This is a genomic window from Rhizobium sp. C104 (assembly GCF_022354505.1).
In the GTDB taxonomy this organism is placed as follows: domain Bacteria; phylum Pseudomonadota; class Alphaproteobacteria; order Rhizobiales; family Rhizobiaceae; genus Rhizobium; species Rhizobium redzepovicii.
Genome location: NZ_CP092348.1, coordinates 1134247 through 1157224 on the forward strand (window position 1 = coordinate 1134247; position 22978 = coordinate 1157224).

Here is a 22978-nt window from a genome sequence, read left to right on the forward strand (position 1 = left end):
GCTTTTGTTTTCAGGGCGATCACCCCTATATCAGGAACATCCTTCCAGCGATTCCCTTCCGGAGCTCCTCATGTCTTCCTACGACTACGACCTCTTCGTCATTGGCGGCGGTTCCGGAGGCGTGCGCGGCGCGCGTGTCGCTGCCTCGCTCGGCAAAAAGGTGGCGATCGCGGAGGAATACCGCTACGGCGGCACCTGCGTCATCCGCGGCTGCGTGCCGAAGAAGCTGTTCGTCTATGCTTCGCAGTTCCATGAGCATTTCGAGGATGCGGCCGGCTTCGGCTGGACGGTCGGCGAAAGCAGCTTCGACTGGAAGAAGTTGGTGGCGGCCAAGGATGCGGAAATTGCCCGGCTGGAAGGCCTCTACAAGAAGGGCCTTGCCGGCGCCAATGCCGAGATCCTGGAAACGCGCGCCGAACTCGTCGACGCCCATACGGTGCGGCTTGTGAAAACTGGCCAGACGGTGACGGCAAAGACGATCGTGATTGCCACCGGCGGGCGGCCGAACCCGCATGCAGCCCTTCCCGGCCACGAGCTCTGCATCTCCTCCAACGAGGCCTTTCATCTCGAAGAGCTACCGAAATCGATCGTCATCGCTGGCGGCGGTTATATTGCCGTCGAGTTCGCCAATATCTTTCATGGCCTCGGCGTCGAGACGACGCTGATTTATCGTGGCGCCGAGATCCTGTCGCGCTTCGACGAGGATCTGAGGCGCGGGCTGCATGAGGCGATGGTCGCCAAGGGCATCCGCATCCTTTGCCACGACATGCTGCAGAAGGTTTCGAAGGGCGAGGGCGGGCTCGTTCTGGAGACGCTGAACAGCGGCACGCTGCAGGCCGGCGTCGTCATGCTGGCGCTCGGGCGCGATCCGAACACCGAAGGCCTCGGCCTCGAGGCGGCCGGCGTTGCGATCGACGAGCGCGGCGCGATTATCGTCGACGACTATTCCCGCACCAATGTCGAGAACATCTACGCGCTCGGCGATGTCACCAACCGGGTACAGCTGACGCCGGTGGCGATCCACGAGGCGATGTGCTTCATCGAGACCGAGTACAAGAACAATCCGACCCGGCCGGACTACGAGCTGATCCCCACCGCCGTCTTCTCGCAGCCGGAGATCGGCACCGTCGGTCTTTCAGAAGAAGAGGCGGGCAAGCGTTACGGTGAGCTCGAGGTTTATCGGGCTCAGTTCCGGCCGTTGAAGGCGACGCTTTCCGGCCGCGCCGAGCGGATGATCATGAAGCTGATCGTCGATGCGGGAAGCCGCAAGGTAGTGGGCGCCCATATCCTTGGCCATGATGCCGGCGAGATGGCGCAGCTGCTCGGGGTCACGCTGAAGGCCGGCTGCACTAAGGACGACTTCGACCAGACCATGGCGCTGCACCCGACTGCGGCCGAAGAGCTCGTCACCATGTATGCTCCTAGCTATCGGGTCCGTGACGGGCAGCGCGTCTGAGTCATCCGTGTGCGCTTAAAGCGCGTCGCATCAAACGTGATTCATGCGACGTGCTTTAGCTCTTTGTTTTGATGCATGTCGTTATCCCGGAACCGCTGTGCACTTCCGGGCGACATGCATTAGCTGGTAATGCGAGGCGCGCGAATGACCTTGAGGAATAGCGCCTTCATCGCATCGGCGATACCTTCCGTCGGCGTCACCTCGAAATAGAGGCCGGGCGAGGCGCATTCCTGCATCTTCGTCGGGATCTGGCTCTGGAAGGGGCTGATCCAGGTATTGTACCAGCTGTTCTTCGGCAGAGGTAGATAAGTGGTGTAGAGCACCGCAATCCTGATGCCCTTGTCCTTCAGCGGTTTGCAGAAGGAAGTGTCGATTGGCTCCTGGCAGCGGTTGCCGGTCAGTTTCTTGGTGCAGCCTTTCGGCTTTTCGCTGTCGCCGACGCCGTCCGAGACGAAGAACAGGATCTTCTGCGGTGTCGTGGCGGTGCTGCCGTCGCCGGGGGTGGTGATAATGTCTTTCATCTGCGTCAGCGCGTTGTCGAAGCTCGTCTGCTGGTCGTTATTGTAGCCCTGCTTCGGGATGGTCATCAGATCGACCGCGTCAGTGTAGGTGCCTACCTTGTCGAGGTCGTCCGTCGGGTCCGATATCGTGGTCAGATTGGCGTCTTCGGCCTTGGTGCCGAAGGTATAGACTCCCATGCGGAACTGGTTGGTGGAAACGCGCGTCGACTTCGCGGTCAGCGTCAGCTCCTTCGTCGCTTGGCGCACGACATCGATGCGCATGCTGACTCCGAGCTTCTTGGCAAGGTTGTAGTAGTTGTTTTTATTTTCCGTTTCGTGGCAGGCGAAAGCGCAGCTATCGCTGGTGTTCTTTTCCATCGTCGCGACGTCTTTCGCCGTGGCGCCGACGCCCATCGATGGCGTGTTGTCGAGCAGGATGTAGAAATCCATGAACGATGCGGTCAGATATTCGGCGGTTGCCGTGCCGGAGATGGTGATCGAATCCTTGCCGAGAACGCGCATGAAGGTGGTCGGCACAACCGCGGTGAAGGAAACCTGTGAATTCAGCTTGTTGGCGGTCTTGGTAACGTCGATGCCGAGATCGACATTAACATCCGACAGTTCTCCCGATACCTGCGACAGGAAGATGCTGCGGGCGTCGGTCTTGCCGAGAGAGATCGTGCCATTGCCGCTCATGGTCATGGCGGCGGCGACCGCGCCAGATTTTTCGGCGATCGAGCCGACGGCGGCGGCATCGGCGGCAGCAAAGAGCTGCGTGCGTAGGCTCATGGCGTGGGCGAAATCCACCGCCATGCCTGCCATGCCGAGGAGCGGCACCATCAGCAACGCCGTCATGATGCCGAAATTGCCCGAACGATCCGATATGAATCCCGGCGGAAGGATCGCCATGATGTGTCCCCGATGTTGAAACTCTTCCCGGTTCTACATTCAAAGTCTAAAATATGGGGAAACCGACGTGGTATATGCCGGTTTAACGATGGAAACGGGGATTTTTGCTACCTGTATGCGAGCGTTGGTCGATGGCGGTAGCGTGGCATGGAGCATCGGGGCGATTGGCCTTTGCAAGCCCGATCTAAAGGGCTATAAGCCGCCGCAATCAAGGACAGGTACATCCCAGGGACGGGTGTGAATGAGGTGAGTGACATGGCAGAGAATTGGACCCCGAGCAGCTGGCGGCAGAAACCGATCCTGCAGGTTCCCGAATATCCGGATGCAGCCGCTTTGGCGGCAACGGAGGCCACGCTCGCCAGCTATCCGCCGCTGGTTTTTGCCGGTGAGGCGCGCCGCCTGAAGAAGCATCTCGCCAATGTCGCAGACGGAAACGGCTTCCTGCTGCAGGGCGGTGACTGCGCCGAGAGCTTCGCCGAACACGGCGCCGACAATATCCGCGACTTCTTCCGCGCCTTCCTGCAGATGGCCGTCGTGCTGACCTTCGGCGCGCAGCTGCCCGTCGTCAAGGTCGGCCGCATCGCCGGCCAGTTCGCCAAGCCGCGTTCGTCGAACGTCGAGAAGCAGGGCGACGTGACGCTGCCGGCCTATCGCGGCGACATCATCAACGGCATCGAGTTCACCGAAGAGTCGCGCATTCCGAACCCGGAGCGTCAGGCCATGGCTTACCGCCAGTCGGCCGCAACGCTGAACCTTCTGCGCGCCTTTGCGATGGGCGGTTACGCCAACCTCGAAAACGTGCATCAGTGGATGCTCGGTTTCGTCAAGGACAGCCCGCAGGGCGAGCGTTACCGCAAACTTGCCGACCGCATCAGCGAAACCATGGATTTCATGAAGGCGATCGGCATCACCTCGGAAAACCACCCGAGTCTGCGCGAGACTGATTTCTTCACCAGCCATGAGGCGCTGCTGCTCGGCTACGAGGAGGCGCTGACCCGCGTCGATTCCACCTCCGGCGACTGGTATGCCACATCAGGCCACATGATCTGGATCGGTGACCGCACGCGCCAGGCCGACCATGCACATATCGAATATTGCCGCGGCATCAAGAACCCGATCGGTCTGAAATGCGGCCCGTCGCTGCAGGCCGACGATCTGTTGCAGCTAATCGATATTCTCAATCCGGCGAACGAAGCCGGCCGCCTGACGCTGATCTGCCGCTTCGGCCATGAGAAGGTCGCTGAAAACCTGCCGCGGCTGATCCGCGCCGTCGAACGCGAGGGCCGCAAGGTGGTGTGGTCCTGCGACCCGATGCACGGCAACACGATCACGCTCAACAACTACAAGACCCGTCCTTTCGAACGGATTCTGTCGGAAGTCGAAAGCTTCTTCCAGATCCACCGCGCCGAAGGCACGCATCCCGGCGGCATCCATGTCGAAATGACCGGCAAGGACGTGACGGAATGCACCGGTGGCGCCCGCGCCGTCACCGCCGACGATCTGCAGGACCGCTACCACACCCATTGCGATCCGCGCCTCAACTCCGACCAGGCGCTCGAGCTCGCCTTCCTGCTTGCCGAGCGCATGAAGGGCGGACGCGACGAGAAGCGTATGGTCGCTCACGGCTGAGACCAGCCCGATACGGATGAAGAAAACCCGGCGTGATGCCGGGTTTTTTATTGCCTTCAAATGCTGGCTTGGACGCTATGGAGATTGGCATAGATGCCGTCTTGCGCCATCAGCTGGTCATGGGTCCCCTGTTCGACGATGCCCTCTGCCGTCAGAACCAGGATGCGGTCGGCATGGCGGACGGTCGACAGGCGATGAGCGATGACCAGGGTGGTCCGGCCATTCGCCAGGCTCAGCAGCGCCTGCTGCACCGCCCGTTCACTCTCATTGTCGAGCGCGCTGGTCGCTTCGTCGAAAATCAGGATCTCCGGATCCTTGAGGAAGGCGCGGGCAATGGTGAGGCGCTGGCGCTGCCCGCCCGAGAGCTTGACGCCGCGCTGGCCGATATCGGTGTCATAGCCTTGAGGCAGGGCCATGATGAAGTCGTGCGCATTGGCGGCGCGGGCCGCCGCCTCCAGCTCCGCATCGCCGGCATCGGGCCTGCCGTAGCGAAGGTTCTCCGCCACGGTGCCGGCAAAGAGATAGACATCCTGCTGCACCACCCCGACATGGCGCCGCAGCGAGGCCAGCGTCACATCGCGGATATCAGTGCCGTCAATGCGGATCGCTCCGGCCTCGACATCGTAGAAGCGCGGTATGAGCGCGCAAAGCGTACTCTTGCCGACCCCTGAAGGACCGACGAGGGCAACGAACTCGCCGGGCGCGATGGTGAGGGAAAGCCGCTCCAGCACGCGCGGGCCATCGGCCTCGTAACCGAAGGCGACGTTGGAGAAACTGATCTCTCCCCTCGGCGCCGGCATCGGCCGGGCGGCGGGCCGATCGGTGATATCAGGGTCGATCTCCAGGATTTCCATCGCCCGGATGAAACCGGTGTAGCCTTCCTGCCAGAGACGCACGAAATTGGCGAGCCGCTGGACCGGATCGACAAGCACGGCAACGCAGAGCAGAAAGGTCAGCATATCCGGGACGGTCAGGTCCGCTGTCAGGATACGCAGGCCTCCGACGACGATCACCAGTATGGTGACGAGCTGGGCGAAGGTTTCCGTGCCGACCGAAAACCATGCCTCGCTGCGGTAGCCGTCGGCGCGGCTTTGCAGGAAGCGCCGGTTCTGCTCGGCGAAGCGTTCCCTTTCCAGCGCCTCGTTGGCGAAGGACTGGACGACGCGGATGCCGGCGAGCGCATCCTCGACCCGCTCGTTCACGACGGCGATCTGATGCTTGCTGGCTTCCAGTGCGCGGTTCATGCGCCGGTTGAAATAGAGCGCATAGATCACCGCGACAGGGGTCAGCAGCAGGATAAGGCCGGCCAGCGGCGGATCGATGAAGAACAGTACCAGCATGGCGCCGCCATATTTCAGCACAGCGATGGAGAGGTCCTCGGGTCCGTGATGGAAGAGCTCGCCCAGCCATAGGGAGTCGTTGGTGATACGGCTCATCAGCTGGCCGGTGCGCTGGCGGTCGTAGAAGCTGAAGGAGAACTGCTGGTAGTGTTCGAAGAGTTCCTGCCGCACCGTCGCTTCGATACGGGCGCCCATGACGTGGCCGCGATAATCGACGAAGAAGATGGCGGCGATCTGGACCGCCAGGACGGCCAGCATGATGCCGCCCATCCCCAGGATCTGGGCAAAGGCCTCCGGGGCGTTAGGCAGAGCCAGAAGACGGCTGGTGACGATATTGGCGCAGAGCGGCAGGGCGAGCGCCGTACCGGCGACGAGGATGGCGCACAGCAGATCCGCCAGCAGCAAAGGCAGATGCGGGCGATAATAGGAGAGAAATTTTCGCATACGCGACCAACGCCGACCGCGGTCGACGGTTGAATCGTCCAGAAAGAATTTCAGGAAGGCGTTATGGCGTCGCGAGCTTTTCCTCGCGCGGGAGAACCGAATATTCATGAGGCAGAATGTCCCTGTGGGCGATGTTTCCTTTCTGTTTGGACAGGGTCGCTCTCATGTCAGTCTCCCAGAGGTTGAATGAAATTGGAGCTGCAGTATCGCCGACTACAGCGACTGATTCAATGCCGGCATGTGACGGGATGGGCGGGTGTTGTCGACAAGCAACAGCGGTGACCGCAACAACTGGACACGGCAACGCCTGCGGGCGTCAAGATTTCTGATGATTTTGTTGAACGGAATGGATTTGACGGCAATCGCGATCGGCGGCAAGTTTCACTCATAAAAGGGGAGAGCGATCATGACCGAACGGCATACAGGCGGCTGTCTTTGCGGCGCCGTGCGATATTCGATTGGGGCGAAGCCTGGACCCGTCGTCGGCTGCCATTGTTCGCAATGCCGCCGGCAGACCGGGTTCTATTATGCTGCGGTCAATGTGCCGCGCACGGCCCTTTCGGTGGAAGATGCCGGCGCGATCCGCTGGTATCGGTCGAGCGCCGAAGCCCAGCGCGGCTTCTGCTCGAATTGCGGTTCGGCGCTGTTCTGGCAAGGAGACCAATCGCCGGAGGTTTCCGTCATGGCCGGAACTTTCGATGAACCGAGCGGCCTTGCCTTCAGCCATCACATCTACTGCGCCGACAAGGGCGATTTCTATGAGATCACCGATGGCCTGCCGCAATATGACAGGTATCCGGTCTAAAGCGCGTCGCGATCTTTCAGATACGCTCCTCGGGCTTTAGTTTCTTGTTTTTACGCACGTCGTTGCGGCGAAACGCCTAGCGGCTTGCCCGGGGAAAACCGCTTCGCGCTTTGCCTGGGAAATCCGCTGCACAGTTTTGCGCGACATGCTTTAGCCCCTGGCGGCAAGATCGGCGCTGAGGCGGGCGACGTCCTCGCGAAGCGCCGTAAGCTCGGTCAGCACGCGCATGTCGATCTTCTGGTGCAGGGAGAGCACTTCGAGCTCGGCCTTGAGATTGACTTCGTAATCCTTGGCGGCTTCGAAGCGGTCGCGTTCGGCTTGGCGGTTCTGCGACATCATGATGATCGGCGCCTGGATGGCGGCGAGCATCGACAGGATCAGATTGAGGAAAACAAAGGGGTAGGGGTCGAAAGCGCCTGTTGCCAGGATGATGGTATTGATCAGCGTCCAGACCACAAGGAAGGCCAGGAAGGCGAGGATGAACGACCAGGAACCGCCGACGCGGGCGATGCCGTCGGCGACACGCTCACCGAACGAGGACTCGGCGGAAAGAGCGGCGTTGACATCGGTCGAGATGACTTTGCGCGCGTGCGCCTTTGCCAGCACGCGTTTTTCAATATCGCCGAGTTCGTCGGCCGGCTTGTCGAAATGATGGTGCATGAAGTTCGAAAGATTAGACATGGCCTGTTTCCGGTGCCCGTTATCGATGCAGTCGCTATCGGGCGCAGTATTCCGCTCCTCCGGCAAATTGCAATGCGTGTCTATGCCGCGAGGCGGTTGCGTGTCCGTTCACAAAAATTTCGTCGCCGCAAGGTGCGGCTTTTGCCGCGGACATGTTGCGGTTGCGGAAGGTGCAGGCTAAATAAATGACATGACACAGGAAAACGCTCTTTCTGATATCTTCCGCATTGCCATCGGCCAGCTCAACCCGACGGTTGGCGATGTCGCCGGCAATCTCGCCAAGGCACGCGAAGCGCGCGCCGATGCGGCTCGCGAAGGGGCGCATCTGCTCGTTCTGACCGAGCTTTTCATCTCCGGCTATCCGCCTGAAGATCTGGTGCTGAAGCCGGCCTTCATCCGCGCCTGCTGGAAAGCTGTGGAGAATCTTGCCGCCGACACTGCCGATGGCGGGCCAGGTGTTCTCATTGGTTTTCCCCGGCAGGACGAGACCGGACGCTACAATTCCGTCGCCGTGCTCGACGGCGGCACGGTGATCGCGGTGCGCGACAAGATCGATCTGCCGAACTACGGCGAATTCGACGAGAAGCGCGTTTTCAACCAGGGCGCCATGCCGGGGCCGGTGAATTTCCGCGGCGTGCGCATCGGCATTCCGATCTGCGAGGATATCTGGGGCGACCTCGGCGTCTGCGAGACGCTGGCCGAAAGCGGGGCCGAGATTCTGCTGTCGCCGAACGGTTCGCCCTATTATCGAGGCAAGGTCGATATCCGCCATCAGGTGGTGTTGAAGCAGGTGATCGAGACCGGCCTGCCGCTGGTCTATGCCGCCCAGCTCGGCGGCCAGGACGAACTGGTATTTGATGGCGCCAGTTTCGCCTTCAATGCCGACAAGTCGCTCGCCTTCCAGATGAGCCAGTTCGAGACCGCGCTGGCGGTGACGACATGGAAGCGCGGCGAAACCGGCTGGCATTGCGCCGAAGGGCCGATGGCGCATATTCCTGAAGGCGAGGAGGCCGACTACCGCGCCTGCCTGCTCGGCTTTCGCGACTACGTCAACAAGAACGGCTTCAAGACGGTGGTGCTCGGCCTTTCCGGCGGCATCGACTCGGCGATCTGCACGGCAATCGCCGTCGATGCGTTGGGTGAGGAGCGGGTGCGCACCGTCATGCTGCCCTACCGCTACACATCGGAAGACTCGTTGAAGGACGCGGCCGATTGCGCAAAGGCGCTCGGCTGCCGCTATGACATCGTGCCGATCGAGCAGCCGGTGACGGGCTTCAGCAGCGCGCTGTCCGATCTCTTCGCGGGCACGGAGAGCGGCATCACCGAGGAGAACCTGCAGAGCCGGGCGCGCGGCGTCATCCTGATGGCGATCTCCAACAAGTTCGGCGCGATGGTGGTGACGACGGGTAACAAATCGGAAATGTCGGTCGGCTACGCCACGCTTTACGGCGACATGAACGGCGGCTTCAATCCGATCAAGGACCTCTACAAGATGCAGGTCTATGCGCTGGCCCGCTGGCGCAACGAGAATGTGCCGCCAAGTGCGCTGGGGCCGTCGGGCGAGGTGATCCCGAACAATATCATCGACAAGGCGCCGTCGGCCGAACTGCGTCCCGACCAGAAGGATCAGGATTCGCTGCCGCCCTATCCGGTGCTCGACGATATTCTCGAATGCCTGGTTGAGAAGGAGATGGCGGTCGAGGAGATCGTCGCGCGCGGCCATGATGTGGCGACCGTCCATCGCATCGAGCACCTGCTCTATCTCGCCGAATACAAGCGGCGGCAATCGGCGCCGGGCGTGAAGATCACCAAGAAGAATTTCGGGCGTGATCGGCGCTATCCGATCACCAACCGGTTCCGGGATCGCTAGCGCTGTCGGGATTGCTGACGCTATCGCTCTAGAAATGCGAGGGAGGAAACATGCGCAGTCTCGGTCGAGATCTACAATGTCAGGACGGGCAGAGCTCGCGAGGTTTGGCAGACGGACAAGCTCGTCGAGGCGCCGAACTTCTCGCCCGACGGTTCCTACCTGCTCTTGAACGGCGACGGGCTGCTCTGGCGACTGCCGCTCGATGGCGGCGAAGTCGTCAAGGTCGATACCGGCTTTGCCGTCAACTGCAACAATGATCACGGCATTTCACCCGATGGCACCGAGATCGTCATTTCTGACAAGACCGAATTCGGCAAGTCGACGATCTATATCCTGCCCATCGAGGGCGGCAAGCCGCGGCTCGTCACCGAGAACCAGCCGTCCTACTGGCACGGCTGGTCGCCCGATGGCCGCCAGCTTGCCTATTGCGGCATCCGCGACGATCTCTTCGACATCTATACGATCTCCGTCGACGGCGGCGCCGAGACGCGGCTGACGCATGGCGAGGGCCGCAATGACGGGCCGGATTATTCCGCTGACGGACAATGGATCTATTTCAATTCCAGCCGCACCGGGCTGATGCAGATCTGGCGCATCCACCCCGATGGCAGCGGGCTGGAGCAAGTGACGTCGGACAATCAGGGTAACTGGTTCGCCCATCCATCGCCCAGCAATGACAAGGTTCTGCTCCTGTCCTATGACCCGTCGGTTTTCGACCATCCGCGCGATCTCGATGTGCGGCTGCGGCTGATGGACATGGATGGCGGCAATCTGAAGACGTTGTTCGAGCTGTTCGGCGGGCAGGGCACGATCAACGTGCCCTGCTGGTCACCAGACGGTGACGAGTTTGCCTATGTGCGGTATTTCCCGGTGAGATCTTGAGAGCGGCGCACCGCCATTTTTTTATGGGGTGGTGGTGGCCTGTCTGGCACGATTGAACCTTGTGCGCCTGACCAACTTGACGCGACGTCCGGCACATAGTTGCCGGTTTGGTTGCGCCTAGCGCTTCATTTGTCACTCCTCGATACATCCATAAATTCAACTTGACCGCGACCACCGAACGCCACGGAGAGAAAAATGGGATCTGCCGAAAGCGGTTTCTTAACCTCGCACCCCACGTAAAAGCTCACGTTTGCAAGCCGCTCGGTTTCTGATACTTCGATTCTGGAACAACTCGCATATCGTATTCGATCCATTTCCTGGGATTCAGTAAGGTATTTATTTAATATATCCCTCGTCTGCTCTTCCGGGCTCTTGTGTGACTGGAGGGTTTCTCCATAGGAGTATATAAAAAGTATAGAATGTAAAGAATAATACTATGGGACGACTTAGTATTTTAACAAAACGAAACTCATCTTGCACCTATGGGCGCGGCTGTTGCGACGATATGCATTTTCACAAAGCTCTGATCTAATCCTCAAGTCAACTCGCTTAGGGCTGGCGGGCGGCCACTATTTGATGATGGGGAGCGGGGGGCAGTTGGTCCGCGGACTCTATCAATACCCGTAAGGCATTTTGTCGGCCGTACTTGCGCCGAATTCTCCGCAGTAAGCTTTCCGGGCCTCGTAATCGCTAATGTATTCGCCAGCGGAATTGTCGTGACAATTCGAGATCATGGCATCGGCGGCAAGGCCTGACCAAACTATCGCGATAACGAAGACAATCAGGCATGACAGGCAAAATCCGCCCAGAATTTTCAACAAGCGCATCGGTAGCCCCGTTGTCTAGCTAAACGTGTTTATGGGGTCCTTTCAATTGAGCAAGGCCGCTTCTAGCACGATGTAGCCGATCCTTTGATGATGGGGCAGTGGGTTTGTGCGTTTTCTATAGCACCTTCGCCACTCTGACATGCTAATCGGCCTAGATAGACCCAGCTAACAGCGTTTCAAATAGGAAATTACTCAGTCGTGCGTAAAGTATTGATCGCGACCTTAGCCTTCATGATCTGCTGCCCTGTTCTACTGTTTATCACGTTTCCGGTCGAGTATCTTCGGAGGCTCGGAAAATACGAGCACTCTCATGCTCTCAATCGGATGGCGGTCCCGATCGCCAGATTCTATATACAGAATGATATGAGATATGCTTGCGGTAACGAGACGTACTTCAGGAATTATAATGCCATGAGCTTTTTCGATGACCTGCCGCTTTCGCCGGACGAGGAGATCATGCTTCAGTCACAGGACAAGATTGCACTCCTGTTTTTGAGTGACGTCGTTTATGACGATAATGAATATCTCGACTCTATTCGAACCGTGACCGCTTATAATATGGTCGTCGCCTCTAAGTGCCTGCACAGGCGCACGTCGTGAAAAGCCCTACCGGCGGACGCGGTCGAAGTGCTGGCTTCCTATGGCCTGGTCAAACCGGAACCATGGGGCGGCTTCTGGACCGATAAGGGCCTGCATCTTTTGGACGAAGATTGACATGCGAATGGGCGGCGGGATATCTGCCCGCCGCGCTTGATAGAGCCGCTCAGGCCGCGACGGCGGCCTTGCGACGATCGCGGACGGCGTGGGCCAGATTATCGAGCACGTCGACCGACATGTCCCAGTCGATGCAGCCGTCGGTGATGGACTGGCCGTAGACCAGCGGTTTGCCGGGCACGAGATCCTGGCGACCGGCGACGAGGTTGCTCTCGATCATCATGCCCTTGAGATGCCTGTTGCCGGCGGCGATCTGCGAGGCCACGGATTTGACGACGCGCGGCTGGTTCATGGGATCCTTGCTGCTGTTGGCATGGCTGGCATCGATCAGGATGCGTGGGGTCACACCCAGTTTGACGGCTTCGCCCACGACAGCTTCGACATCGGCTGCTTCATAGTTCGGCTGTTTGCCGCCACGCAGGATGATGTGGCAGTCCTCATTGCCCTTCGTCGAGGCAATGGCGGCTTGCCCGTCCTTGGTGACGGCGGGGAAATGATGCGGCTGCGAGGCGGCCAGGATGGCGTCGAGCGCGACACGGACGCCGCCGTCAGTGCCGTTCTTGAAGCCGATCGGGCAGGAGAGGCCGGAAGCGAGCTGGCGATGGATCTGGCTTTCCGTCGTGCGGGCGCCGATCGCGCCCCAACTGACGAGGTCGGCAATGTATTGCGGCGTGATCGTCTCGAGGAATTCGACGCCGGCGGGCAGCCCCATGGCATTGACGTCGAGCAGCAGGCGCCTGGCAATCCGAAGCCCCTCCTCGATGCGGTAGCTGCCATCGAGATGCGGGTCGTTCATCAAGCCCTTCCAGCCGACCGTAGTGCGAGGCTTTTCGAAATAGACGCGCATGACGATTTCGAGATCGCTGGAGAAGCGCTGCCGCTGTTCCGCCAGCCGCTCGGCATATTCGCGTGCCGCAGCAGGATCATGGATGGAGCAAGGGCCGATGACGACGATCAGGCGGTCGTCTTCTCCCTCGAGAATCTTATGGATCGCATGGCGGTTGCTGGTTACCGTCTCGCTGACGGCAACGGTTCGGGGGATTTCCGCGATGATATCAGCGGGTTTGGTCAGCGGTGTGATCTCGAGGATGCGGAGATCGTCAATGGTATCAGACACGGTATGGCTCCTGTTTGGTCATACCGTGCGGAACAAAAAAGCCGCCAGGTAGACTAGCGGCTGTTCGGGTTGTCGTCGCGTCGACTTCAGTTACGCATAGACCCGCATCCGCTGGGAGCAGCGGTACCAATAAAATCGCGAGGCGTAGATCGAAGTGGTCGACATCGGGCGTGTGTATCGTCGCGGCAGCATTTTGTCACGCAGAATTTGCGGCTTAAAAACCAGGGCGCGGTACCCTTCCCGCAGGGAGCAGAAAGCATATCGCCCAAAAGCGCGGGGCTTCAGGGCGATATGAAGGAGAAGCCGAGATCAGAGGGCGTCGACGTTCACGCCGACGGTGATGGCGCCGATCGGCGTTCCCTTGTCATCGGAAATCGTGACGCTTGCCTGCGACTGCAGCGCCTGGGTCGATTCGTCCTTTTCGATATCGTCGACGAAGACGGCGTCCTTGCCGGCGCCGAAGGATTTCTGGAACTTGCCTTCGTCGCCCTGCCAGTAGTCGGAGGTGGGATCGCTTTGGCCGACATTCAGCCCCTTTGCATCCATGACGAAGATCTCGGCAATCTTGCCATTGGAGGCAGCCTTCTTTTCCTGAAGGAATTTCGACAGCGCATTGCCGAGCACGCCGTCAATCATCGAATGGTCGGAACCATCGACCTCGGCGCGCCACTTCTTGTCGAGGGCGTCGATATCGGCCTGGCCCAGATTGGCGTTTGCGGCATTCTGCGCCTTGATGGCCTCGATGATAACCGGATCGTTCAGCCAGGGCTTTATGTCGCTTGTCACGTAGTCGGAGATCGGGGCGAGCTTCGCATCCTGCGCCATGGATACGCCCATAGGCACGGCGACTGCGGTGCAGGCCAAAAGAAATGCGGTCACGACTTTCTTCATAACTGTTCCCTTCCCGATTTTTGGGGTGTTGAGGATTGAAAGCTTATTGAACGACGTTTGCGTCAGAACTCTTCCCAGGCATCGGGAGAAGCGGCGATGGCGGTGTTGCCCGCATGCCGCTGCGACAAGGCCCTCTGTTCCGGACGAGATTGACGAACGGGTTGAGTGGCTTTGGGCTGGCTGGCGGCAGAGGCTGCGACAGTGAACCTGCCGGCCGAATCCTGCAGAAGGCGTCCCTGTGTGCGCAGCTCCTGGCAGGCCGCGTTGGTCTCTTCGACCATTGCCGCGTTCTGCTGGGTGGCCTGATCCATCTGGTTGATGGCGCCATTGATTTCCTGCAGGCCGGTCGCCTGTTCGCGATAGGACTGGACGATGGAAGCGATACTGTCGCTGATGCGGTTGATCTGCTCTTCGATCTTCAAGAGGGCATCGCCGGTTTCGTTCACCAGCCCGACGCCGGCTGCCACTTCCTGGCCGGAGACGCTGATCAGGTTTTTGATTTCCTTCGCCGCATTGGCGGACCGCTGGGCAAGTTCCCGCACTTCCTGTGCGACGACGGCAAAACCCTTGCCGGCTTCGCCAGCACGCGCCGCCTCGACGCCAGCGTTCAGCGCCAGCAGGTTGGTCTGGAAGGCGATTTCATCGATGACGCCGATGATGCGGCCGATCTGGCTCGACGAGGTCTGGATCCTGTCCATCGCTCCGATCGCGTCGCGTACCACGGTCGCCGAGACATGCGCGCTGCGCTTCGTTTCCTCGACCAGCTTCCCGGCACTCTCAGCCCGTTGCGATGACATTCTGACCGTGGTGGTCACCTCATCCAATGCGGCGGCGGTCTGTTCCAAGGCTGCTGCCTGCTGCTCGGTCCGCCTGGCGAGCTGATCGGCGGAGGAGGCAAGCTCGCTCGATCCTCCTTCCACTGCGACTGAAGCGATCTTGATCTCGGTCAATGCGGCCGCAACCGCTTCGACCATGCGGTTGAAATCCTGCCGCAGTTTATCGAATTCAGGACCGAGATCGGCGAGGTGTATCGAGAAGTCGCCGGCGGCGAGCTTTTCCAATTCATTTGCGAGCGCTGTCATGACCTGCCGCTGAGCATTGCTGGCTTCCTCCGTCAAGGATGCGTTGCGCGCCCGTTCGGCGTCGAATGAGGCGCTCTGCTCGGCCGCGGCCTGCTCTCTTTCGACCTTGGCAATCGCCTCGTTGCGGAAGACTTCCAAGGCACGTGCGAGGAAACCGATCTCGTCGCCGTTTTCCCTGTAGGTAACGGGAGAGGCCAGATCGCCTTTCTGCAGCGCGCTGATCCGCTCGCTGAGAACCCTGAGGGGGCGGCCGACGAGGCTGCGCATGGCGAGAAGAAAGGCGACAACGGCGATGGCGGTGATGACGAACTGCGTCAGCAGCGAAATCAGGACCTTCTGCTTGACTTCGGCAGCGATTTTTTCGACCGACCAGTTGGTGACGACGTAGCCGGTCGCCTTGCCTGATTTATCCAACGGAAGCGGCGCAATGATCGTAACAACGCCGGCAGATATTCCGCTGTCATCGATCGTCGTTTTCTCAGGCTTGGTGCTGAGGCTCTTTGCGAGATCGGCGGGTGCCGGCAAACCGCTGATGCCGTCACGTGTCCACGTATCGACGGCGGCAGGTTCGGCGTTGAAGGCGGCAAACTGCACAAGATCAAGCGAGGGGTCGTCGCGGTAAAGCGAATAGGCGTCGCGCACAGCATTCGCCTTGCCCCATTTCACGCCGCCGGCGGCCAGAGACGCAAACTGCTCCACATCCTTGGACCAGTTCGCCTTGGCGCCATCGATCAACGCCCTGGTTTCGTACATCCAGGTGTAGGTGGCAAAGGCGGAGATGCCGCAAAGGTTGACGGTCACGATAATCGCCGCCAGCTTGGCTGTCAGAGGCATCGTTTTCAAAAAATGGAACATGCCGCGGGGGCCTCGAAACGCGGGCTCGGTCAGATATGTTTCCGACCAGCCTATCAATACAGGCATCCACGCCGGCGGTCGCAGCATGAGCACTCATGCCCATGTCCCCTGTGCGACCCAAAACGCGCAAACGCAGTCTGTCTTCGATGTGTGAAGAAATCATAAAGTGGAATGGGATAGCGAAACGGCGGCCAGCGGGATCAAGGGCTGTTTTCCGCCATGGCCTCTTCCGGCTCGGCCTGGCGGTGCTTGCGGCGGCGCGTCGTCAGTTCGGCGCCGGCATCGCGCGGCAGGCGCAGGAAGGTGATGCAGGCCAGCGCCGAAATCGCCGAGACGCTGAAGAAGGCGGTGTGAAAATCCGAGACCAGAAGCCTGCCGCCGTGGAGGCTGCTCGAAATTTCGAGGATGCCGCCGGCGATCGCCACACCCATTGCCATGGATATACGCTGGGCAACGGCGTTGATCGCGGTCGCCTGGCTGCTGTCGGCCTCACCGACATCGCCGAAGGCCATGGCGTTGACGCCTGAGAAGGCCATGGAGCGGAACAGGCCGCCGGTCAGCAGGCAGGCCATGATCAGCGGCAGCGGCGTCTCCCTGGTAAAAAGGCCGTTGATGCCGAGGAAGATTGCCGCCAGCAAGGTGGTGATCGATATCACGGTGCGGAAACCGAAGGCATTGAAGGTGCGTGAAGCGGCAAATTTCGACCCCATGGAGCCGAGCGCGCTGACGAAGGTGACCGAGCCCGATTGCAGCGGCGTCAGGCCGAAGCCGAGCTGCAGCATCAGCGGCATCAGGAAGGGCAGGGCGCCGAGGCCCATGCGGAAATTCGAGGCGCCGAGGATCGCCGCCCGGAACATCGGATAACGGAACATTTTCGGATCGAGCAGCGGATAGGGCGCGCGGCGGGCATGCAGGAGATAGAGGAGGCCGGCAAGGATGCCGACGGCCACCGTGACATAGCCGTAGATGACGGGCACGGCCGGCAGGCTGATCACCGACAGGCCGAAGACGAAGCCAGAAAAGCCGATGCCGCAAAGGAAGAAGCCCGGAAAATCCATCGGCCGTGGACTGCGAGGCTCGACCGCCGGCAGGAAACGCGTGACGAGGATGATGCCGAGCACGCCGATCGGGACATTGATCCAGAAGATCCAGTGCCAGGTGAGATAGGTGGTGAGGAAACCACCGATCGGCGGCCCCATGATCGGGCCGATCAGCGCGGGGATGGTCAGCCAGGCCATGGCATCGACGAGTTCGTGGCGCGGCGTTCCCCGGACCAGCAGCAGACGGCTGACCGGCGTCATCATCGAGCCGCCGGCGCCCTGGATCAGCCGCGCGACGACGAAGGCCGCAATCGAATTGGAAAAGGCGCAGGCGACTGAGCCGATCATGAAGACGAAGATCGCCATACGGAAGATGTTGCGCGCGCCGAAACGATCCGACATCCAGCCGCTGATCGGGATGAAGATCGCCAATGCCACGAGATAGCTGGTGACGGCAAGCTTCAGCGCGATCGGCGAGGTGCCGAGATCGGCTGCGATCGCCGGCAGGCTGGTGGCGATGACGGTCGAATCCATCTGTTCCATGAACAGGGCGACCGCAAGGATCATGGGTGTCAGGCGGGGCACGGGCAACTGGGTGCAAAGAGGAAAATTGCGGCGCCACAGGCGTCGGTTAGGATCTGTTCGGTTCTACGGCAGCGATGCACACCTGTCCACGCGATCGATGTCACATACGGGTGAATGCGGCATGAGGCCGCTTGCCGCAGGGCCGGTTTGCTGAAATAGATGCGCCGTCAGGTGCCCGCTTTTCAAGCGGGAGAATCGGGAATTCGGTGCGAGACCGAAACGTGCCCAACGCTGTAAGGCCGACGTTTGCCGCTTTATCATGCCACTGGCTTTCGCCGGGAAGGCTGCGGCAGACGGATGACGCCAAGTCAGAAGACCGGCCTGGCAAGATAGACCCAACCCGCGCGGACGGCGGGCGGTTGCGTTGTTGGGGATTTGACGATGCGACCCTTTGATGAGGATGCCCTGTCCGTGGCGTCCGGTTTTTCCTTGGCCGAACGCGAGGCCGTCTATCACGCGATCATGACGCGGCGCGACGTTCGCAGCCAGTTCCTGCCCGAGCCCTTGCCCGACGACGTGGTGGAACGGCTGCTGACCGCCGCGCACCACGCACCCTCCGTCGGCTTCATGCAGCCGTGGAATTTCATTCTGGTGAGAAGTCCAACGGTGCGAGCGCGCATCCGCGATGCCTTTGCCAAGGCCAACGAGGAAGCGGCATTGATGTTTGAGGGCGAGCGGCGGCAGGTCTATCGCTCCCTCAAGCTGGAAGGCATCGTGGAGGCGCCGCTCGGTATCTGCGTAACCTGCGATCCCACCCGCAGCGGCAGCGTGGTGCTGGGGCGCACGCACAATCCGCGAATGGACAGCTATTCGACAGTCTGCGCCATCCAGAATCTCTGGCTGGCGGCCCGCGCCGAAGGGATCGGCATTGGCTGGGTCAGCATCTTTCACGAAGCCGACCTGAAGACCATTCTCGGCATCCCCGAGCATATCGAAGCGGTTGCCTGGCTCTGCGCCGGTTTCGTCGACCGGCTCTACGACCAGCCGGAACTCTCGGTCAAAGGCTGGCGGCAGCGGCTACCGCTTGAGGAACTCGTCTTCCACGATGGCTGGGGAAGGAACGAGAGGTAGCGATCACTGCTGCTGCGGCTGCGGGCCAGGTGCGGCAGGATTGGCAAGGTCGATCGAGCCCTGGTCGCCGGCGAGGAATTGCGGGCCGACCTGGCGGACCTTGTTCTGCGTGGGGTCGTAGGGACGCTCTGGAACCGATGGCTGCGGCGCGGCGGCGGCCGCTGTATCCTTCGCCGGCGGATTGGTGCGGATGGTGGTGATCGAGCCCTGTGGCGGCGGCTGGCTTATCGCCTGCTTGCCGCGCATCTCGTCGTAATAGGCGGTGAGATTGCAGGCACAGGCGTTTTTCTCGCCGGGCGCGCGGCTTTTGTAAGCGAAGGCGTTCTTCATGGCGCTGTAGGGCGTGCCGGTTGCGACCGAGATCATGTTCGAGGCTTCCGTGCTCGTCACGTCGCGATAGAAAAGCTGGGTTTCGATGCCGGGGCACATCTTGGCGCAGGTCTGGGCGTCGCGGCCGAAATCGACCGAGGTGGTGTTTGAACTGATCGGGAAGAAGCCGCCGTCACAGCTGCGCACGCAGATGGTGCTGACCGGCGACAGCATATCGGCCCGCGGCAGGCCGTAGCGCGGATCGGCCTCTTTGCCGCCGAGCGGAATGAAAGTGTCCGAACGCATCGCCTGCTCCTCGACGCTCGGGGCAGGGTCGTTGGCATTGCGCTCGGAAGGCGCATAGAAGTTCTCGCTGTTGCAGCCGTTGCTGTCGAGCGCGGCCATCAGTTCGCGGCGGTCGTCATCGGCGCCGTTCCGGCCGGCCAGCTCGTTGCGGCGGTCCTGGAGATAAGCGATATTGTCGATCATCCGGCCTTCGGCCTGCGACAGCTCGGTGCAATAATCGGCATTCTCGCCGCCGATCACCACCATGCTGCCCGAGGTGCAGCCGTAGTTGCGCAGATCGTTACGCACCTTGCGAAGCTCGAGGTTCTGCTCGGCCATGGCACTGGCATATTGGCGTGCTTCCGGGCCGTTGCCATTGCCGATCGAGCGCGGCAGGTCGGCGAGACGGCCGCGCAGGTCCTCACAGATGGCATTGGTCTGCGCGACGGCGGGCGCTGCGAAGGCGAGGAGAAGGGCGAGAGACAGGTTTCGGCGTTTCACGGCGTCGTCCCGGAATGAGCAAACGGTCGGTGGGTCGAATGCGACTTCAATCGGCCGCGCGTTTTCCCTTAACGGATTTCTCTTAATAAGCTCAAAGAAAATATTAGCGTATTTTCCTGATCTTATCCAGCAATCGCCAGAGACGCGGTGAAAATGACAAGCATCCCCGACGAGATCCCTTCCTTTGCACCGACATCAGGCGTGACGGAAGCCCAACACGGCCTTCACCTCTTCGCGGACGGTTGTTATGAGCCCGGTTCCGGGCATGGAGGCTGGTCGTTTGTCGCTTATCGCGATGCGGTGGAAATCGCCTCCGACTTCGGTGGCGTCGACGATTCCAGCAATAATGCCATGGAATTGACCGCCGTTCTCAGGGCCGCCATGTGGATCAACAGCCAAACAGCCGGAGAACCCGCGATCATCTGGTCCGATTCCGTCTATGCCGTCAAAGGCTGCAACAGCCGCCGACATATCTGGAAGAACAACGGCTGGAAGAAAAGCAGCCCGAATGGACATGGGCGACGGCGAACGATCGACAATGCGGACCTCTGGAAAGCCGTCGATCTTCAGCTATCCCAAAACGCCCTGGTGACCATTGCCTGGTGCAAGGGACATTCGGGGATTGCCGGCAACGAGCGCGCGGACGCGCTCGCGGATAGGGGACGCCTGTCGATAGCCGATGGCTGACGTTGGCGGCAACCGGCTTACGCCGGCTGCGATGCCTCGACGACGGCGAGGGCGGCCATGTTGACGACGCCGCGGGAGGTGACTGAAGGCGCCAGGATGTGGGCGGGCAGGGCGGTGCCGAGCAGGATCGGGCCGACATGCAGGCCGTCCGTCATCGACTTGACCACGCCGAGCGTGATGTTGGCGGCGTCGAGATTTGGGAAGACCAGCAGGTTCGCCTCGTCGTGCAATGTCGTATCCGGCATGACGCGTTTGCGCAGTGCTTCGGTGATGGCGCTTTCGCCATGCATTTCGCCGTCGACCTCAAGATCGGGGGCAGTCTCGCGCACGAGCTGCAGGGCGTTGCGCATCTTCGTGGCGCTCTCGGATTCGCGCGAGCCGAAGTTGGAATGCGAGACGAGGGCGGCGCGCGGGGTGATGCCGAAACGGCGAATTTCCTCGGCCGCCAGCACCGTTGCCTCGGCAACCTCCTCGGCGCTCGGATTGAAGGTGACGTAGGTGTCGGTGAAGAAGGTGGCGCCGCGCTGCGAGATCATCAGGCTGAGGGCGGAGAAATCGCGGACATTCTTGCGTTTGCCGATGATCTGACGGACGTCGCGCAGATGTTTTTCATAGCGGCCTTCCAGACCGCAGATCAGCGCATCGGCTTCGCCGCGCCTCAGCGCCAGTGCGCCGATGACGGTGGTGTTGGTGCGCACGATGGTGCGGGCGGCTTCGGGAATGACGCCGCGGCGGCCAACGAGGGAGAAATACAGATCGACATATTCGCGGAAGCGCGGATCGTCTTCCGGGTTGATGACTTCGAAATCCTGCAGCGGCCGGATACGCAGACCGTAGCGCTTCAGGCGCGTCTCGATGACCTGCGGGCGGCCGATGAGGATCGGGTCGGCAAGGCCTTCCTCCAGCAGCACCTGGGCGGCGCGCAGCACACGCTCATCCTCGCCCTCGGAGAAGATGACGCGCTTGCGCTCGGCGGCCTTGGCCGCGGTGAAGATCGGCTTCATGACGAAGCCGGAGCGGAAGACGAAGCGGTTCAACTGGTCGAGATAGGCGTCGAAATCCTGGATCGGGCGGCGCGCCACGCCGCTCTGTTCGGCGGCCTTGGCAACGGCAGGCGCGATGCGCAGGATCAGGCGCGGATCGAAGGGCGAGGGGATCAGGTAATCCGGGCCGAAGACCGGGGTTTCGCCGGAATAGGCGCGGGCGGCGACGTCGGACGGCTCTTCGCGGGCAAGGGCTGCGATGGCGCGCACGGCCGCCATCTTCATTTCCTCGTTGATCGTCTCGGCGCCGCAATCGAGCGCGCCGCGGAAGATATAGGGGAAGCAGAGGACGTTGTTGACCTGGTTGGCGAAATCCGAGCGGCCGGTGCAGATCATCGCGTCGGGGCGAGCGGCACGGGCAAGACCAGGCATGATTTCGGGCGTCGGATTGGCGAGCGCCATGATCAGCGGCTTGTCGGCCATCTGCGCCAGCAGCTCCGGCTTCAGCACGCCGGCGGCCGACAGGCCGAGGAAGACGTCGGCGCCGCCGATATTTTCGGCGAGCGTGCGCGTGTCGCTCTTCTGGGCGTAGACGGATTTCCATTCGTCCATCAGCTCGGTGCGGCCCTCATAGACGAGGCCTTCGAGATCGTGGACCCAGATGTTTTCGCGTTTTGCGCCGAGAATGACCAGCAGGTTGAGGCAGGCAAGGGCGGCGGCCCCGGCGCCGGAGGCGACGATCTTGACGTTCTCGATCGCCTTGCCGGCAAGTTCCAGCCCGTTCAGGATCGCGGCGGCGACGATGATCGCCGTGCCGTGCTGGTCGTCGTGAAAGACCGGGATCTTCATCTTCTCGCGCAGGCGTCGCTCGACCTCGAAACATTCCGGCGCCTTGATGTCTTCGAGATTGATGCCGCCGAAGGTCGGCTCCAGCGAGCTGACGGTCGAGACCATCTGCTCGACGCTTGCCGCGTCGATCTCGATATCGAAGACATCGATGCCGGCGAACTTCTTGAAGAGCACGGCCTTGCCCTCCATCACCGGCTTCGAGGCCAGCGGACCGATATTTCCGAGGCCGAGCACGGCGGTGCCGTTGGAGATGACGGCGACGAGATTGGCGCGCGAGGTATATTCAGCCGCCATCTCAGGATTGTCGCGGATGGCAAGGCAAGGGGCGGCAACGCCCGGCGAATAGGCGAGCGCCAGGTCGCGCTGGTTGCCGAGCGGCTTGGTTGCCTGGATCTCCAGCTTGCCGGGACGGGGATAGCGGTGGAAAAACAGCGCCTGCTCGTCGAGATCGCCGCTTGTCAGGTTCTTGTCCGTCTTGGATTTTTCCTGGTTATCCATTGCCGCCTCCGTGCACGTCTTTTTGGGAGTTCCCTCCATACATCAATCGGATACGGGCGACAGTATGGAAATGGGGGATGGGCGAAGTTTTCGAGAAGTGGGCGCCCGGTGGCTTCAGGCGATTAGCTAATCCTTTTGGAAAACTTGTTTGGCGATCACCGCAGGCGC

General features: G+C 60.9%; 17 protein-coding genes and 1 riboswitch. Of the genes, 8 read left to right on the forward strand and 9 right to left on the reverse strand.

Annotated elements, in window-relative coordinates:
* Window positions 1–70 precede the first annotated feature (70 nt).
* On the forward strand, window positions 71–1456 hold the full coding sequence (gor, locus tag MF410_RS06800; protein ID WP_097628547.1) for a glutathione-disulfide reductase: 1386 nt from the start codon (window positions 71–73) through the stop codon (window positions 1454–1456).
* 119 nt (window positions 1457–1575) lie between these two features.
* On the opposite strand, the gene MF410_RS06805 is transcribed toward gor, so the two are convergent.
* A complete protein-coding gene (locus MF410_RS06805) occupies window positions 1576–2865 on the reverse strand; it encodes a vWA domain-containing protein (RefSeq protein ID WP_097628548.1) in 1290 nt (429 codons plus the stop codon).
* 255 nt (window positions 2866–3120) lie between these two features.
* On the opposite strand from MF410_RS06805, the gene MF410_RS06810 reads away from it, so the two are divergent.
* The gene (locus MF410_RS06810) at window positions 3121–4494 is read left to right on the forward strand and encodes a 3-deoxy-7-phosphoheptulonate synthase class II (protein ID WP_097628549.1); all 1374 of its coding nucleotides are present in this window, start codon (window positions 3121–3123) and stop codon (window positions 4492–4494) included.
* Window positions 4495–4550: 56 nt separating this feature from the next.
* On the opposite strand, the gene MF410_RS06815 is transcribed toward MF410_RS06810, so the two are convergent.
* Window positions 4551–6386 carry an ABC transporter ATP-binding protein gene (locus tag MF410_RS06815; protein ID WP_239620285.1) on the reverse strand — a complete coding sequence of 612 codons (1836 nt, stop codon included), beginning with the start codon at window positions 6384–6386 and terminating at the stop codon, window positions 4551–4553.
* Between the two features lie 298 nt (window positions 6387–6684).
* On the opposite strand from MF410_RS06815, the gene MF410_RS06820 reads away from it, so the two are divergent.
* Complete coding sequence (locus MF410_RS06820; RefSeq protein WP_097628551.1) at window positions 6685–7083, forward strand: GFA family protein; 399 nt, start codon at window positions 6685–6687, stop codon at window positions 7081–7083.
* Window positions 7084–7233: 150 nt separating this feature from the next.
* Here the strand turns inward: MF410_RS06820 and MF410_RS06825 are convergent, their stop codons facing one another.
* A complete protein-coding gene (locus MF410_RS06825; RefSeq protein ID WP_064838705.1) occupies window positions 7234–7764 on the reverse strand; it encodes a DUF1003 domain-containing protein in 531 nt (176 codons plus the stop codon).
* A gap of 190 nt (window positions 7765–7954) precedes the next feature.
* Between MF410_RS06825 and MF410_RS06830 the strand changes: the two genes are divergently transcribed.
* The 3 genes from MF410_RS06830 to MF410_RS06840 all read left to right on the forward strand — a co-directional run bounded on the left by MF410_RS06830 (window position 7955) and on the right by MF410_RS06840 (window position 11943).
* Complete coding sequence (locus tag MF410_RS06830; RefSeq protein ID WP_097628552.1) at window positions 7955–9634, forward strand: NAD+ synthase; 1680 nt, start codon at window positions 7955–7957, stop codon at window positions 9632–9634.
* Between the two features lie 69 nt (window positions 9635–9703).
* Complete coding sequence (locus MF410_RS06835) at window positions 9704–10516, forward strand: hypothetical protein (protein WP_239620409.1); 813 nt, start codon at window positions 9704–9706, stop codon at window positions 10514–10516.
* A 1238-nt stretch (window positions 10517–11754) separates the two neighbouring features.
* The gene (locus tag MF410_RS06840; RefSeq protein ID WP_239620288.1) at window positions 11755–11943 is read left to right on the forward strand and encodes a hypothetical protein; all 189 of its coding nucleotides are present in this window, start codon (window positions 11755–11757) and stop codon (window positions 11941–11943) included.
* A gap of 163 nt (window positions 11944–12106) precedes the next feature.
* Here MF410_RS06840 and MF410_RS06845 read toward each other — a convergent pair whose 3' ends face one another.
* From MF410_RS06845 to MF410_RS06860, 4 genes are all read right to left on the reverse strand, one after another.
* A complete protein-coding gene (locus tag MF410_RS06845) occupies window positions 12107–13174 on the reverse strand; it encodes a 3-deoxy-7-phosphoheptulonate synthase (RefSeq protein WP_097628555.1) in 1068 nt (355 codons plus the stop codon).
* Between the two features lie 309 nt (window positions 13175–13483).
* On the reverse strand, window positions 13484–14065 hold the full coding sequence (locus MF410_RS06850) for a hypothetical protein (RefSeq protein ID WP_097628556.1): 582 nt from the start codon (window positions 14063–14065) through the stop codon (window positions 13484–13486).
* 62 nt (window positions 14066–14127) lie between these two features.
* Window positions 14128–16002: a HAMP domain-containing methyl-accepting chemotaxis protein gene (locus MF410_RS06855; RefSeq protein ID WP_097628557.1), complete on the reverse strand. Its 1875-nt coding sequence runs from the start codon at window positions 16000–16002 to the stop codon at window positions 14128–14130.
* A 200-nt stretch (window positions 16003–16202) separates the two neighbouring features.
* Entirely contained in the window at window positions 16203–17609 is a 1407-nt protein-coding gene (locus tag MF410_RS06860; RefSeq protein ID WP_097628558.1) for an MFS transporter, read from the reverse strand.
* Window positions 17610–17779: 170 nt separating this feature from the next.
* Window positions 17780–17967: riboswitch (cobalamin riboswitch) on the forward strand.
* Between the two features lie 41 nt (window positions 17968–18008).
* On the opposite strand from MF410_RS06860, the gene bluB reads away from it, so the two are divergent.
* The gene (gene bluB, locus MF410_RS06865) at window positions 18009–18698 is read left to right on the forward strand and encodes a 5,6-dimethylbenzimidazole synthase (RefSeq protein WP_097628559.1); all 690 of its coding nucleotides are present in this window, start codon (window positions 18009–18011) and stop codon (window positions 18696–18698) included.
* A 3-nt stretch (window positions 18699–18701) separates the two neighbouring features.
* Here bluB and MF410_RS06870 read toward each other — a convergent pair whose 3' ends face one another.
* Window positions 18702–19793 (reverse strand): DUF2865 domain-containing protein, encoded by a 1092-nt coding sequence (locus MF410_RS06870; protein ID WP_097628560.1) that lies wholly within the window; start codon window positions 19791–19793, stop codon window positions 18702–18704.
* A 153-nt stretch (window positions 19794–19946) separates the two neighbouring features.
* Here MF410_RS06870 and MF410_RS06875 point away from each other — a divergent pair, with 153 nt between their 5' ends.
* Window positions 19947–20480, forward strand: coding sequence for a ribonuclease H (locus MF410_RS06875; protein WP_097628561.1), 534 nt, complete (start codon window positions 19947–19949; stop codon window positions 20478–20480).
* Between the two features lie 17 nt (window positions 20481–20497).
* Here MF410_RS06875 and MF410_RS06880 read toward each other — a convergent pair whose 3' ends face one another.
* A complete protein-coding gene (locus tag MF410_RS06880; protein ID WP_131711017.1) occupies window positions 20498–22810 on the reverse strand; it encodes an NADP-dependent malic enzyme in 2313 nt (770 codons plus the stop codon).
* Window positions 22811–22978: the final 168 nt, after the last annotated feature.